General features: G+C 50.2%; 2 protein-coding genes. Both read right to left on the bottom strand.

From position 1 onward, the window contains the following. Position 1: 1 nt before the first annotated feature. Positions 2–14,950 carry a non-ribosomal peptide synthetase gene (locus RUW00_RS02655; RefSeq protein ID WP_280145108.1) on the bottom strand — a complete coding sequence of 4,983 codons (14,949 nt, stop codon included), beginning with the start codon at positions 14,948–14,950 and terminating at the stop codon, positions 2–4. A 39-nt stretch (positions 14,951–14,989) separates the two neighbouring features. After that, the gene (locus RUW00_RS02650) at positions 14,990–15,739 is read right to left on the bottom strand and encodes a polyketide synthase (protein WP_003154094.1); all 750 of its coding nucleotides are present in this window, start codon (positions 15,737–15,739) and stop codon (positions 14,990–14,992) included. Positions 15,740–15,746 lie beyond the last annotated feature (7 nt).

Below are 15,746 nucleotides of genomic sequence, written 5' to 3'. Positions count from 1 at the left end.
GTTAAACCTCCACTTCATAGGTATCCCAGATGTTTGCCGCAGCTTTTTCGTTCGTTTCTTCTTTGCTGTCCGGCGAAATCAGCCGCTTATTTAATGCAGGCGGTGTTAAAGGATGGCGCTTGATTGGGCGCCCTTCGTCTTCCTGCCACGCTTCCACAATGACGTGGGCGTTTGTTCCGCCGTCGGCAAAACAGTTAATTCCTGCCGCCGGTATTGGTGACGGCCAGTCTGCCAGAGTGCGGCTGAACTGAATATTGGCCTTTTCTCTATCAAAATGTGTATTTTCATGCTCGCCTGATAAAAACGGGATAAAGCTCTTTTCTTTCAGCATGAGAACAACTTTTATGAAACTTGCAATTCCTTCCGCGCAAAGCGGGTGCCCGATGTTCGGTTTCACAGATCCGATTCCGAGCGGGCCGGCGTCTTTTGAACGGTAGACGGATTGAATGGCCTTCAGTTCTAACAGATCCGTCACGACCGTGCCTGAACCGTTCGCTTCAATATGAGTAATGTCTTCCGGCTGTTTTCCGCTTTTTTCAAGAGCCGTCTTCATGACGGATTTTTGCGCTTCCAGACTGGGCGTAGCCGGGCCTGCCGTTCTTCCGTCATTATTGACGGATGCCGCCTTCACTACGGCATAAATAGAATCTCCGTCTTCAATCGCCTGAGACACGGTTTTTAATAGAACCATTCCGACACCCTCGCCCAGCACAACTCCATCGGCGCGTTCGTCAAATACATGGAACGACTGCGCTTTACTTAATATGCCGCGCTGTTCAAATAATTTATGGGTTTCTTCTGATTCAAACAGGCTCACGCCGCCGACGACGGCCGCTTTTATTTCTCCTGTTACAAGAGCCTGCACGGCCATATTCATGCCGACTAAAGCAGAAGAACAAGCCGTATCGAGGACAACACTCGGGCCGCGCATATCAAAATATTGAGAGAGATTTGCGGCCAAATAATTCTGGCCCAGCGCGATGATCGGGTTTTTCGCATCCAGCAGTTTCTCTTCACCCGGTTTGTGACGGCTGCGTCCGCCGAGATACACACCTATTGCTTCTCCCTTTATCTCATCCGGCGTATAGCCAGCGTGATACCACAGGTTAAGGCATTCTTCCAGAGCGGCCAAAGCTTGAGGGTCCATTGCCTTTACATCTTCTTCTGCCAGTAAAAAGAAGTCCGGATCAAATTGATGAATTCCATCAAGCATTCCCGCGTAATAAGGCGTCTTCAAACCCCATCGCTCAGCCGGAACAGGACCGATAGCCGAACGGCCTTCAGCCAAAAGCGACCAGTACGCCTCTAAGGAAGCCGCCCCCGGAAACCGGCAGGACATGCCGACGACCGCGATATCTTCCCGGTGAATCTGTTTTCCGGCCTGCTCTTCTTGCACCTTAACGGCTTGTGTTTCAATCACCGGCTCAGCCGGCTTCTTCAGAACAGGCTCCGCCGCCAAATCAAACCGTTCTGATAAAACTTCTGTATATCCTTCGAGAAGCCAATTTGCGAAAGATTGAATCGTCGGATATTCATACAGAATGGACGGGTCAAGCGATGTCGAGAGATTCCGGTTGATCCGCTGCAGAAGCTGAGCAAGGATAATGGAGTCCACTCCGTAATCTTGGAATAATACGTCTGTCTCAAGCTGATCCTGGTCAATCCGCAGCTCTTCAGAAAATAATTCTATCAGCCATTCTTCTGTTTTCCTTGTTAATTGAGCGTTGTCTGCGGCAGTATAAGCGGTTTTTTCCGCCGGTTTTACCATAGCCGGACTCATTGGCTGATCCTGCCTGCTCCGCCGCAGGAATCGCTCCGGCTTCCACAGCTTAGGATTCAGAACGGCCGGCAGCACCGGGCCCCTTGCTGATTCAAGAAGTATGCCGTCAAGGAGCTGTAATCCTTCTGCATTCGTGATGCTGTATAGCCCGCTCTCTTTATAAGCTTTGTTCGTTACTTCGCCCATTCCGGTTTCTTTCCAGTTCGGCCACTGAATGCTTACGATCGGCAGCTGCTCTTTGTATGAGTTTGCAAAATAGTCCATATACGCATTGGCCATGGCATAGTCGGCCTGTCCTGCCGAAAGCGCCGGTATCGCAGCTGACACGGAAGAGAACAAGACGAAAAACTTCAGCGGCTCTTCGCTGAGCACACTGTATAACGCCTGAAGCCCGTCTACTTTCGGCTCGAGCACGCGCTGTATGTCTTCATCGGTTTTTCTGATGAATGCGAGCGTCTCTTTATCGGTCACACCCGCGCAGTGAATCACGCCGCCGATAGGTCCGAGCGTCTGTTTTATCTGACTCAGTTCCTGTCTCAGCCCGGCTTCATCAGCTAACGGGACTGACAATACCTTCACTTGTACACCTTTGGATTCCAAGTCGAGAACAGCTTCAATTTTCGCTTTTACAGAAGCCGTCACCCCATTCAGTCCGCCCGTCCACTCACTTCGCGGCGGAAGGGTCTCACGGCCTGTAAGCACCAGTTTTTTCACTCCGTAATGTTCGGCAAAATGGCGTGCGCATAAAAGGCCGATCCCCCTCGTACCCCCGGTGATCAGAAGCACATGGTTGTCCGGAAAATCAATTCTCTCGCCTTGCATATTCATATTTTCTGAGCCGCTTAATACAGCGCGGTAACGCAAGCCATCCCTCCGGCAAACTTCCGCGTCATCAGTACGGGCATGAAACTCATCGGCAATCTGCTTCGCCAGTTTGTCAACAGAAAGCCCTCCTTCAAGGTCGAGATGCCTTGAAGACAGATGACCGTACTCGTATGCCAGCATTCTGTACAGACCGGCCCGTTTTGCTCCTGTTGTTTGATTGGCTTCTTTATCTAGTGACTCAAGGTCTTTCGTGACACAAAGCAGTGTCATCCCTTCTTTATGCCCATGCTCAATCAATTGCTGAAGCCATTTGATACCGGCCATGTCTTGAGAATCTTCTTTCGCTGCGCCGAGGAGGTCGATGACTCCGCCAAACGCCTGCCAGTCATATTCACCGGTAAGGTCTGATGCTGTGATGATACGGTGATTCGGCATATGCGCTGCGATCTCTTCTGCGAGATTGATCGTGTCCCCGCCTGTCAAAATCGCAACGGAACGTGCGCACGGTTCACCCAGTTCGAGCGGGCTCGGTTCCCATTGTTTCGTCAGAATACGTTTCATCCGTTCCTCTGTATGGACCTTCTTTTTGTCAGGATTCTCAGGCACCCAATACGTGTCTTTTGCGAACGGATAAGACGGAAGACTGAGTAAACGCGGCGTACCCTTTTCATACAGCCGGTTCCAATTCAATACGCCGCCTTTCACCCATACCTCTGCCAGCTTGGCGAATTTTCCTTTTTTAATCCAGGCGTCAATGACGATGTCCATATCTTCATCTGCGGTGAACAAGGCAAACGTATCTTTATTGCGGTGAGACTGGCCGGTATACAGCCCGGCAATGTTTTTCTCATTTTTCGTAAATGCTTCCAGCTTTGTTTCCAATTCCGCCATCGTCGCTGCAAGAATGGCCAAGCGCTCTTCCATTTCGTCCCTTCCGGTTTGCAGCGTATAAGCGACGCCCGCCAAGTCTTGATCTGTATACGGCGTTTGACGGATCGCTTTTTGCAGCTGCCGCGCCTGTTCAAACAGTTTTTCTTTTGATTTGGCGGACAAAACGATGATTGCCGGATTTTCCGGGCTGTGCTCAGGCTGAGCGGCTGCTTTCGGGACATACTCTTCAATGACGATATGAGCGTTGACCCCGCCGATGCCAAATGAGCTGACCCCGGCCCGGCGCGGAATGGCATTTCCGTTTCTATCTTTTGCTGCCGTCCATTCCTGATTTTCCCGCACGATGTAGAAAGGACTGTCATCGAGCTGAATGTACGGATTGATCGTCTCGCAATGCAGGCTTTTCACCAGCGTTTTGTGCTTCATTTGCAAAAGCACTTTCATGACGCCTGATACTCCCGCGGCAAGCTCTAAATGGCCGATATTGCTTTTGACCGAACCGATGCCGCAGCGGTGACCGAAGACTTCAGGCTCTTGATTTGTTTTCGCCAGCTCGTGAAACGCCGCTTTCAAACCGTTTATTTCAATCGGGTCGCCCAATTCCGTTCCTGTACCGTGCGCTTCAATATACGTAACGGTGCTCGGGTCCACTCCCGCTTTCCGGTATGCTTTCACCAATAAATCAGCCTGCAGTTTCGGATTCGGCGAGGTTAACGTATTCGCCCGGCCGCCGTGGTTTTCAGCCGTACCGCGGATCACGCCGTAAATCGGATTGCCGTCACGTTCTGCATCTGTCAGTTTCTTCAGCATCAGAATTCCCGCGCCTTCTCCTCTGACATACCCGTTGGCATCTTTGGAGAAGGTTTTGCATTTTCCGTCTTTGCTGAGCATGCCTGCTTTGCTGTAGCTGATATGCGCTTCTTCCGTCAGAATCGTGTTGATTCCCCCGGCAATCGCCATGTCGCATTCTCCGTTTTCTATAGCGGATACCGCCCGGTGAATCGCCACAAGCGAGCTTGAACATGCCGTTTCAATCGGCTCACTTGGCCCGTGAAGATTTAACAAATAGCTCAAACGGTTCGGACCTATGGAAGGAATCATGCTGCCTGTCGCCGCATGTCCTTCCGGCGCAAGACCTGCCCTTGTGAACAAATCTTTATAACCGGTATTTCCGGTGCCGATAAAGACGCCCGTATTTGTGCCGGAAAGGCTTTCCGGCTTACAGCCCGCATCTTCTATCGCCCGCCATGCATAAGTCAATAACAGCCGCTGCTGCGGATCTAAATATTGGGCTTCCCGCGGTGAAATCCCAAAGAACAGCGGATCAAATTCAGCTATTCCGTCGATAAAGCCGCCCCACTTGATATTCGTTTTGTTCCCTTCAAGATTCGGGTCGCCATCAAACGCTTCCCAATCCCAGCGTTCTTTCGGAATGGTTGTGATCGAATCCTTTCCTTCTTTCAAATTGCGCCAAAATTCCTCTATATCCTTCGCGCCCGGGAATCGGCCGCTGATTCCGACAATCGCAACCGTATCCAAGCGGCGCGGCTCTTGTGTCCCTGCCGCAGCGTTCATTACCGTTGCGAAGCGCTTTTTCCGCTGCATTTTCGATTTTTGGGCTTTTGGCTGCTCTTTTTTCGGAGACTCTTTCTTCTTTTCGCCGAAACGGCCCGGATGCTCTTTTGACAAATATCCGGCGAGACCGCTGATCGTTCCGTACTCAAAGAAAATCGTCGGCGCCAGTTCCAGCTGATACGCTTCATTTAATTGATTCGTAAAGACGGTAAACGATACGGAATCAAAACCGTATTCACTCAATTCCGTATCTGTCTCAATGTCCTCACGATCAACTTTTAAAATGCCGCTTACCATGGCTGTCAAAGCGGTGTGAAGCGTTTGAAGAGATTCTTCTGCATCTTGTTTTTCTTCCGGCTGAGAAGGAAGGCCGGCTTCTGCCTCATCCGTCAAATACTCTGCTAAACTGCGGATCGCCCCGTGTTCGAAGAAGATCGTCGGCGCCAGTTCCAGCTGATACGCTTCATTTAATTGATTCGTAAAGACGGTAAAGGATACCGAATCAAAACCGTATTCACTCAGTTCCGTATCAATATCAATCTCGTCTTGGCCGACTTTTAAAATTGAACTGACCAATCGGATAAGCACACCGTGCCATTTGTCTCCCGAAACGGCGGATACAGGCTCTATTTTCTCCACCTGCGGCTTTTCAGTTTCAGAAACGGATAGGAACGACTGTTTTAATTTTGCTGCGTGTCCTTCAGCTGCTAAAAGCTGCGGCTTTTCCTGAGCCATTCCTTCATAAAAAGCAGCCAGGCCTGACGCCTTTTGAAGCGGAACCATGCCGAAAGCTTTTTTCATCATTCTCTCCGTCTCGTCTCCCGCCTGCATACCGCCATCTTTCCACAGCGTCCAGTTAAAGGCGACCGTTTTTCCGTGCCGAAGGCCATTTTCCGTAAGGGATTGCCTGTAAGCGGCGTATGCATCCATAAACGCGTTGCCTGCGGCATAATCAGCCTGCCCGATATTGCCGAGAATGCCGGAAACACTGGAGAACAATACGAAAAAGTCAAGATTGCAGTCTTTGCTGGCTTCATCTAAATAAGCGGTTCCGATCACTTTCGGATCAAGCACTTCCCTGAACTCTTCCTTCGTTTTTTGCAGCAGGAAGCGGTCTTGTATCACTCCCGCAGCGTGAATAATCCCGTTAAGCTTTCCGAATTCGGCCGTAACCTCTTTTATCAGCGCTTCATTTTCCCGCCGGTCTGCCGCATTCATCTTTTTGTAGACGACATTTGCGCCTGAGTGCTGAAGCATAGCAAGCTCACGCTGTTTGGCTTCTGCCAGATTTGAGCGGCCGGTCAGAATGATTTTCGGGTGTTTTACGCGACCTGCGATTTCTTTTGCGAACATCAAGCCCAGGCTTCCTGCCCCTCCGGTAATCAGATATACGCCTTCGTCCTTCCAGACGATGCCGCCCCCTGCGGGATGCATTTCTTCCCAAGCCTTCACATACCGTTTGTCTCCTTTATAACGGATATGTTTATCATGCGGCCGATGACTGTCGTTTTTCAGTTTTTGAGCGACAGCCGGTATTTCACCGATTGATTCCATTTCGATGAGCTGACAGTCAAGTTTTCCGTATTCTAGCTCGGCTGTTTTTAACAAACCTGTTAACCCCGCAAACAATTGCTGGCTGCCGTCTGCTGAAATAACGGTCTGAATCAGAATGCGGCCCTGCCTTTTTTCGCTGATGATCCGCCGGATGTGTTCGGCGATTGTCTGCGCGTAGCTTTGGAAGCGTTCAGCGGCTGTTTCACCCTCACCTTCTGCAATCAGCAGTTCGGCGTCTTTCAGGCCGGATGCCGCTTCATCTTTTATACGGCAGGCATCTTCACAAAGTATGATCAAATGCTCATCAGCATGGACAGAAGCTTTCTCGGATGCGGCAGCTTCTTTCCAGACCGGTGCAAACAAGACCTTTTCCGAGCCTGATAGCCGCTGAGCCGATTCTGCATCGCCTTCAAGCACTCTCGTAGAGAATCCTCTCACCTTCACGCAAAGCGCTCCTGTTTCGTCGAACAGGTCAATGTCGGCTTTCTGCACGGAATCACCGGTTTGATATCCTTCACTGAAGCGTGCATGCGCCCGCATAATCGGCGTGCATGCTTTGACGACTTCAAGATATTCCAGCGCAAACGGCAGAATCAGTTTTTGTCCGGAAAACTCCTGCATAATGCAGATCGTCGCCGTCTGAATAGCCGAATCAATGATGCTCGGATGAAGCGTAAATTGTCCGTTCGTATGAGAAACAGAATCCGGAAGCTGTATGTCCGAAAGCACTTCTTTCTCGCCGATAAAGGCGGACTTAATGCCTTGGAAGGCTTTTCCGTGGAACATCCCCCTGCTCCGGCCTTCCCGATAAAAGACCGCCGGATCAAGAATGTCCGCTGTGCATCTGTTTTGTATGGCAGAAAGGTCTCTCTCAGGCTCTCGTTCAGCCTTTATGATTTCGGCACGCCCTTGGCTGTGCAGCACTTCTTCATCGTCAGCGTTTATGCTGTAAATGTCATATGAGATGATGCCGTCCTCTTCAGGGAACAGCGCAATATGGACCTGGCGCTCTTGTTCGTGAACGACGATCGGCTTCATCCAGACGGTATGATGGAGCGTTATTCTGTCTTGGTCTTTTAATAAGCCGCCAAGCGCCCGTTTTACCGCTTCATAAGACATTTCCAAATATGCCGCTCCCGGCAGCACAGCTTTTTCCCTGACCACATGATCCTTCAGGAAAAATTCTGAGCCTGTAAACCGTGAGCTGAACCGCTGAAGGGTTAAATCTGACGTATTTTGCTGCACGAGCGGGTGTAAAACTGAGACTCCGGTGTGTGCGGCAGATGTTTTCTTTTCTGCTTTTTTCGGCCAGTACGGCTCCTTTGCAAACGGGTAGACCGGCACGCTGATTCGTTTCGGATGCTTGTCTTTGTAAAGCTTGTGCCAATTGATGGCGACACCTTTACTCCACATTTCACAGAGCTTCGATCCTTTTCCTTTCGCAAGCCATTTCTCAATGAGTTCAGCGCTGTCATCATCATCAGAAAGCCAGGCAATATCTTTCGCCTGCTGTTTTTCTCCCCTGAAGCAGCCTGTTACAGCCGGCTTATCATTGATAAAATCGGCAAGCTGCCGCTTCAGCTCCGCAGTGCCGCTTGTGATAAAGGCCGCGCGCTCTTCCATCGCTTCCCTTCCGACTTGGAACGTGTAGGCAAGATCAGCGAGGTCGACGTCCGTTTTTCTTTCCAGAAAAGCCAGCAGCTGTTTTGCGTACTCCTTCAGACGATCTTTTTTTCTGGCAGACAACGGAATGATGAACGGACCGGCAGCGTCTGCTGCCTCAGATGCATCCGGATATTGTTCAAAAATCGCGTGTGTGTTTGTTCCGCCAAGACCGAAAGAGCTTAAAGCCATGCGGTGCGCTCTGTTCTCACGGGTTAACTCTTTCTTTTCTTCCGCTACGTAAAACGGAGAGTCTTCTAAATGAAGATTCGGGTTCGGCTCTTTGTAATTGATGCTCGGCGCGATTTCCTGATGATATAAGCTCATGACAACCTTGATGCAGCCCGCCATTCCGGCCGCTGTATCCAAATGCCCGAGATTTGTTTTGACTGAACCGATGCCGCAGTATTGTTTTTTATCTGTATATCGGCCGTACACCGATTGAAGTGCGGACAGTTCGATCGGATCGCCGAGTTTTGTTCCTGTGCCGTGAGCTTCGACGTACGCGATCGTTTCGGGATGGATGCCCGTCTGATCAATGACCTTCTGAATGACCTCAGCCTGTCCTTTGACGCTCGGCGCATAAAATCCGACCTTATCCGCTCCGTCGTTATTGACGCCGATTCCGCGCAGCAGCGCATAAATATGGTCGCCGTCCTTAACGGCATCAGACGCTTTTTTCAAGAGCACGGCGCCGGCTCCTTCACCGCCGATCATTCCGTCAGCAGCCGCGTCAAACGCTTTAATATGCCCGTCGCTCGAAAAATTCAGCCCCGGCTGATGAACATATCCGGCGCTTGATTCCGTATGAAGGGTCGCACCGCCGACAAGGGCGTACTTGGCTTCGCCGGACTGCAGGCTTTGAAAAGCCGAATGCAGGCCGATTAACGAAGATGAGCAGTTGGCATGGACAAAATAGCTCGGCCCTTTCAACCCGAGTTTATGAGAAATCATCGTCGGAATCGTACCGCTTTGGGCAAGCACCCATGACACGTAGCCATCCGGCGTTTCCAGCTGTGCTGTCGTCTCCTCCGGCAGCAGGCTGCGGTAAGAGTTCGTGCTGGCAGACATATACACGCTTGTTTCCGGAATTTCTTTTGAGATATATCCCGCATCCTCGATTGCCTTCCATGAATGGAGTAAAAGCATTCTCAGCTGAGGGTCCATATATTCCGCATCTTTCGGTGAAAAGCCGAAGAAACCGGGATCAAACATTTCTTTCCCCTCTAAAACTGATTTAGCCGGAACGAAGCCGGGATGATCAGCCAGTTCTTCAGAAATACCGAATCGGCGGAGCTCTTCTTTTGAAAAGAAGGTGATGCTTTCTTTGCCTTCTTTGATGTTATTCCAAAATTCATAATGATCTTTCGCTCCCGGAAACTCACAGGATATACCGATAACCGCAAGGCTGTCCTCGTAATAATCGGGAAATTCTCCCGCTAGGTGTTCCCGGTCTTCTGTATTCACTTTCTTTTGCGGCACAGGAGCCAAAACGGCTTCTTTCGGTTTTTGTTCAGTGATGTACCGGCTGATGTCTTTTACCGTCGCGTATTCAAACAGCTCCGTTACACTGAATTCACAATCCAGTTCCTGCGTCATCCGCTCAGTGACAGTCACGGCAAGAAGCGAATCTCCCCCCGCATCAAAAAAGCGGTCATCAAGCTCTATATCTTTGCTTTTCAATACATCCTGCCAAATCGCCAGCACCGCCTGCTGGATATGAGATGATGAAAATGTTTGTGTGTCCGGCTGCTTTTCCGTCAGGTCGCGGGCAGCAAGAAGCTTGCGGTCCACTTTTCCGTTCGGTGTGAGCGGCAGCTCTTCAAGTCGGATAAACGAAGCTGGCGTCATATAGGCCGGCAGCGCTTGTTTCAAATGATTGCGCAATTCCTTTGCAGATGGAAGCGGCTCTCCGTTTTTCAGGATATAAAACGCGCAAAGCTTCTCATTTCCGGAGTGATTGTTCACAACCACTACGCTTTCCTGTACGGCCGGATGGGCATTCAGCCGGCTCTCAATATCTCCGGGTTCAATCCGGTAGCCGCGGATTTTGACTTGGGTGTCCATCCGTCCCATGTATTCAATGCGGCCGCCGGGAAGAAAACGCGCCATATCGCCTGTTTTATAAAGCTTTGATCCCAGTTCGAGCCGGTGGCTGACGAAAGCTTTATCTGTCAGCTCAGGCTTGTTGAAATACCCTCTTGCCAATCCGTCTCCCGCAATACAAAGTTCTCCCGGCACCCCTTCTAAAACAGGGTTGAGACCGGAATCCATAATATACACGCGGGTATTGGCGATCGGGCGTCCGATCGTAAGCGCACTCTCATTTTCCGTGATACGCTGCACCGCGGACCAGATTGTCGTCTCTGTCGGCCCGAACATATTCCAAGCCTCACTTTTCGTATCTAGAAACTGCTGCTTCAATTGTTCGCTGAGCGCCTCTCCGCCGCAAAGGATTTTCACTTTTTCTTCATTTGACCATCCGGAATGAAAGAGCATTTTCCACGTAAACGGCGTCGCCTGCATGATCGTCGGTTTGTACTCTTGAATCAGCTCTTTCAGCTTTCGTGCGTCTTTTGTGACTTCTGTCTTACAGATGTTGCACTCCGCTCCTTTGATTAAAGGAAGGTACAGCTCCAGTGCCGCGATGTCAAAGCAATATGTCGTGACGGCAAGCAGTTTGTCTTCGGACGAAAGCCCCGGTTCATTCGCCATCGAGATTAAGAAGTTGGTCAGCGCCCGGTGCGGAATCATCACGCCTTTCGGTTTGCCCGTGCTGCCCGACGTGTAAATGACATACGCCAGATCGTCAGGTGTCACTAACCGCTTCAGCGACGTTCTTTCCGCGGCTGTACTTTCAATATGAGACCAATCGCGGTCAATGGCAGTTGTCTGCACGCCTCCCCAGTTCAAAGAGTGCTCTAAATCAGCTGTCGTCAGGCACATTGAAATCCTGCTGTCGGTGATCATATATTCCAATCTGTCAGCGGGATAAGAAGGATCAAGCGGCACATACGCTCCCCCGGCTTTTAAAATGCCGAGAAGGCCGACAGCCATATGCAATGAACGGTCTGTATAAATGCCGATGAGATCATCAGGGCCTGCACCGTGCGCCTGCAAATAGAGCGCCAGCTTCGTGCTTTTTTCATCAAGCTCACGGTACGTCAGCTTTTGCTGTTCATACACGACCGCACAAGCGTCCGGCGTTTCTGCCGCCTGACGTTCGAATAATTCATGGAAGCAGGCATCCGGATATTCACGGCTTGTCTCATTCCAAGTCTTAAGAATCATGTGCTCCTCTCTTTTTGTCATGAGAGAAACGTTCTCAAGCGGCATATCCGGATTCGCCGTCAAAGCTTCAGCAGCCTGTACAAAATGGCTGAAAAGCCTGGCCGCCCCTGCTTCGTCGAATAATTCGGTGCTGTATTTAATCGTAAGATCCATGCCTGATGCTTCTTCCCACATTTCAAATACAAGATCATATTCCCCCTCCTGATGAATGTCTTTTACAAATTCACAGGAGAATTCCTTGTATTCATCAAGCATCGATTGATAGCTCGAATGCTGCAGAAAGTTCTGATAGAAAAAGGCATTGCTGAAAACAGGCGAACCGTTCTGCCGGGGTTTCGCATGCACATCACGCACCATTTTCGGAAACGGATAAAATGAGTGATCCAGTCCGTCCAGAACGGCATCCTGCACCTTTTGAACAAAGTCAGCAAATGTTTCTTTTCGTCCGGCTCTGCTCCGTATGGGAAGCATGTTGAGGAAATGGCCGACCACTCCGTCAAAGCGTTCTTCGGGTCTGACCATTGCAGGCATGCCTGTCACAATATCTTCCTTATCCGTATATTTGCTTAAAAGCACCATGTAACAGCTCAGCATGACGGTAGACAAATGAATCGAACGGGATGCGGCAAACGCCGTTATATTATTCAGCAGCCGTTCGGGAAGACGGCGTGTCAGCGTATCTTCTGTAAACTCCGGAACACTGCTGTCCGTGCGCATCGGCGGAAACTGAAGGTCAGGCAGATCGCCCCCGAGCTGTTTCATCCAGTAAGCGCGGGCAGCTTTGCTTTCTTCACCCGCTAAATACCGCTTTTCCCAAGTTGCGAAATCGGGATGAATCCCGGGAGCGGCGGCCGTAAACTCTTCTTTTCCCTCCAGCAGCGCCTGATAATGATCCAGCAGACTGTGAATAAATGTAATGGATGAAATGCCGTCAAACACGATGTGGTGAATGACCGTCAAAAAATAATGTTCCGCGGCGGATTTTGAAAGCAGCTGCACGCGCAGCAAAGGCCCGCCTTCTTTGACAAACGGCTCTTTCACTTTTTTCCGTATCAGAGCGGATATTTGTGATTCATTGACGTCAGAAATATCTTCTTCCGAGAATACAAAAGGATCTGCCGCTTCTATGAAATAAAACCCGCCGTCTGTTTCATTCACGGCGCTTTTGAGCATCGGATGCTGCTTTAATACGAACTGAAACGCCTGTTTCAGTTTGTCTTTGTCGATTCCGGATGTGAATCGGAAACATAGCGGGACATGGTATGCAGTCGTTTCAGGCGACAATTTCTGCAATGTCCACAGCCCTTTTTGGACTTCTGAAAGCGCTGGCGCCGTTTGCCGTCTCTCCCGTTCTGCCGGCGGTTCGGCTTTTTGGGAATGATGCTCCGCTGACATGTTTGCCGCTTTTTCAGCAGTATAAGCCGCTAAAGCGCCAATCGTCGGGTTTTTGTGCAGCTCTCTTGCCGTCAGCCGGATGTGATACGTTTTTTCAATTGATCTGGCGAGTTTCATCATCTTGATGGAATTGACGCCAAGACTTTGAAACGGCGTATTTGGATCAACGAGCTCATCCGCGATGGAAAGTTCCTCTTTCAGAAAACGGATAAAATCCCGTTCAATTTCTTTCTCTGCAGAAGCCGTGTCTGAATTGCCGCCTGCTTGTCTGTTATTATGTAATGAATCAAATTGCCCTTGTTCGAATGAATGTTTCAGCTGAGTGCGCTGGATTTTCCCGATCGCCGTCTTAGGAATGTCTTCTTTTGCGACCGGAAGCAGATAATCAGGGGTAACGCCGATTCTCTGTGTCACGTGCTGGTGAATGTGATGAAGAAGCTTCGTCATGCGGTTCTCATCCAACGGAACAGATGTCACAAAGAAAATCGCCAGCTCATCTGTCGTGCTTTGATTCGGCCGGACGGCGCATGCCGCTGTATAAGACGTTTCAATTTCCGGCAATTCCTCAACGGCTGATTCAATGGCGTGGCTGTAATAATTCACACCGTTGATAATGATGGCATCTTTCGTGCGCCCCGTTATCGTCAGGCGGCCTTCACGCAGAAATCCGAGATCTCCCGTTTCAAACCAGCCGTCTTCTGTAAAGACACTGTCATTTAAGTCCGGGCGCTCATAATATCCGCTCGTTACAGTCAGACCGGACACTTGGAAGCGGCCGATTTCTCCTTCTTCCACCACTTGATTGCGGTCATCCGTAATTCTCATATTAAATCCCGGGATCGGCAGACCGATCTCGACGAAACGATCGTCGTCCCTCGTGTTTTCCAATGTAAACTCATCTGAGAAAATAACGCCCGAAGACGTTTCGGACATTCCCCATGCGGGACGGATGGCATTAGCCGGCAGACCGTGCGGCTCTAAAAGCTCCATAATTCTGCGTCCGACTTTCGCAACCGCGGCCTCCCCGCCGTTCAGCATGTAACGCATGGAAGATAAGTCCCATTTCCGCGTTTGAATCTCTTCTGCAAAATCGGCAAGCAGTCCAAAGGCAAAGTTGGGGGCCCACGTGACCGAAGCGCGGTAATGATCAATCAGGTCGAGCCATTTTAAAGGGTCCATCAAAATGGATTCGCTCGGTATGTTGATTTCCTCACATCCGAGATAAACATCACGCAGATGAAGCATTCCGATGCCGCCGACATGGTCAAAAGGCATCCAGTTAAACGTGACATCCTCACTTGTATAGCCCTGCATCTGAATATTTCCTTTGACCATGCAGACGATGTTTTCATGGCTGAGCATCACGGCTTTCGGCGTGCCCGTGCTTCCCGAGGTCAAAAGCAGCATCGCCAAATCTTCCGGACGGGGATGATGACAGTCCGTATCCATTTCGTGCGCACTGAGATCTTCTGCCGCCAAAGCGCAAAACCCGGAAAGCTCCTGCTCCTCCGCCCATTCAGTCATCTCCGGCAGCACGTCACGGCTTGTGATGACATACGGCTGATTCAACAGCATCCAGGCGTCTTTTAGTTTTTGCGTCCCGCTGTTCATTTCTGTATAAGCCGGAGCGGCCGCAAGCGGAACCGGGATCGCTCCTAAAAAAACACAGCCCCAAAAAGCAGGAATCAGCTGGGAATTGTCACTGAGCTGTAATATGACTTCATCCTGAGCCTTCACTCCTGATTGGCGGAGCCCTTTCACAATCGAAAGAGCGATCTTTTTCAGGCCGCTGTAAGTCTGGTACACTTTGGTGCCGTCAGGCTGTATATATGTGATGCCCTTTTGATCTCCCGCTGCCGCGGCGGTTTTGTGCAGGACTTCAGGAATCGTCATCGGCTGATCCGCTGAAAGCCGCAATGATTTTCCATAGCTGACAGATGGCTTGAGTAACCCGCTTGCCTTCATATCACTTTTCATAGAGCTGCCTCCATTTCATCTGTATGTAAGATGTATGTCTTATACTCCGTACATCGTCGTGATTCTTTTTTTCACTTCATCATCATGAAACGTCTCATCGTGCATGATTAACTCCTTCTCAATGACGGCCGGAAGCTGCTCGCGAAACGGCGTCACCAAGTGCCTTTTCAATGTAATTAAAGAGTTTCTCGGTTTTTCCGCAAGCTCACGGGCCAATTCCTGCGCATAGTCTAGTACTTCCTGCCGCGGAAGCACCGGAAAAGGCACCCCTCTTTTCTCCAGGTCACCGCCGCGGTAGTGGCCGCCGTTTAACAGCATTTCATGGCCGAGGCTTGCCCCAAGCTTCTCCGGAACGATAAAGGTAGCGCCCATTCCGGGGGTGAAACCGTATTTCATAAAGTTTGCGGTATACACGCTTTCTTTGCTTAAAATGACAAAATCACTGAAAAGCCCCATGACAAACCCGCCTCCGATTCCGTGGCCCTGCATGGCGGAAATGACGGGGATATCACATTCCAGCGCCAAAGAGTACATGCGGTCTTCCGTAAACTTCGTGATGCCCTGCTGAATCCTGAGCAGGCCTTCCTGTGTGCCTCCGGAAGCAAAGTAATGGCCGTATCCTGTTAAAATCACAGCTTTATAGACTGACGATTTTTTTATACGGGTGAATGCTTCCATCAATCCATCCGTCAGTTCTTTGGAGAAGGCGTTTTTATGGGCTTTATCCTGCATTGTCACTTGGATAATATCCGGTTCAATTTCGAGCAGTTCAACTGCGGCGTTCGGCATGATATCC

The organism is Bacillus sp. IS1 (genome assembly GCF_032461585.1).
GTDB classification, from domain to species: domain Bacteria; phylum Bacillota; class Bacilli; order Bacillales; family Bacillaceae; genus Bacillus; species Bacillus velezensis.
The sequence above is the reverse complement of the archived record's forward strand: the minus strand, read 5'-3'. Positions and strand labels throughout refer to the sequence as shown.

Bases quoted from the DNA above. Each gene is read 5' to 3' on its own strand.
- RUW00_RS02655 (WP_280145108.1), bottom strand. From the start codon at position 14,950: ATGAAAAGTGATATGAAGGCAAGCGGGTTACTCAAGCCATCTGTCAGC.
- RUW00_RS02650 (WP_003154094.1), bottom strand. From the start codon at position 15,739: ATGCCGAACGCCGCAGTTGAACTGCTCGAAATTGAACCGGATATTATC.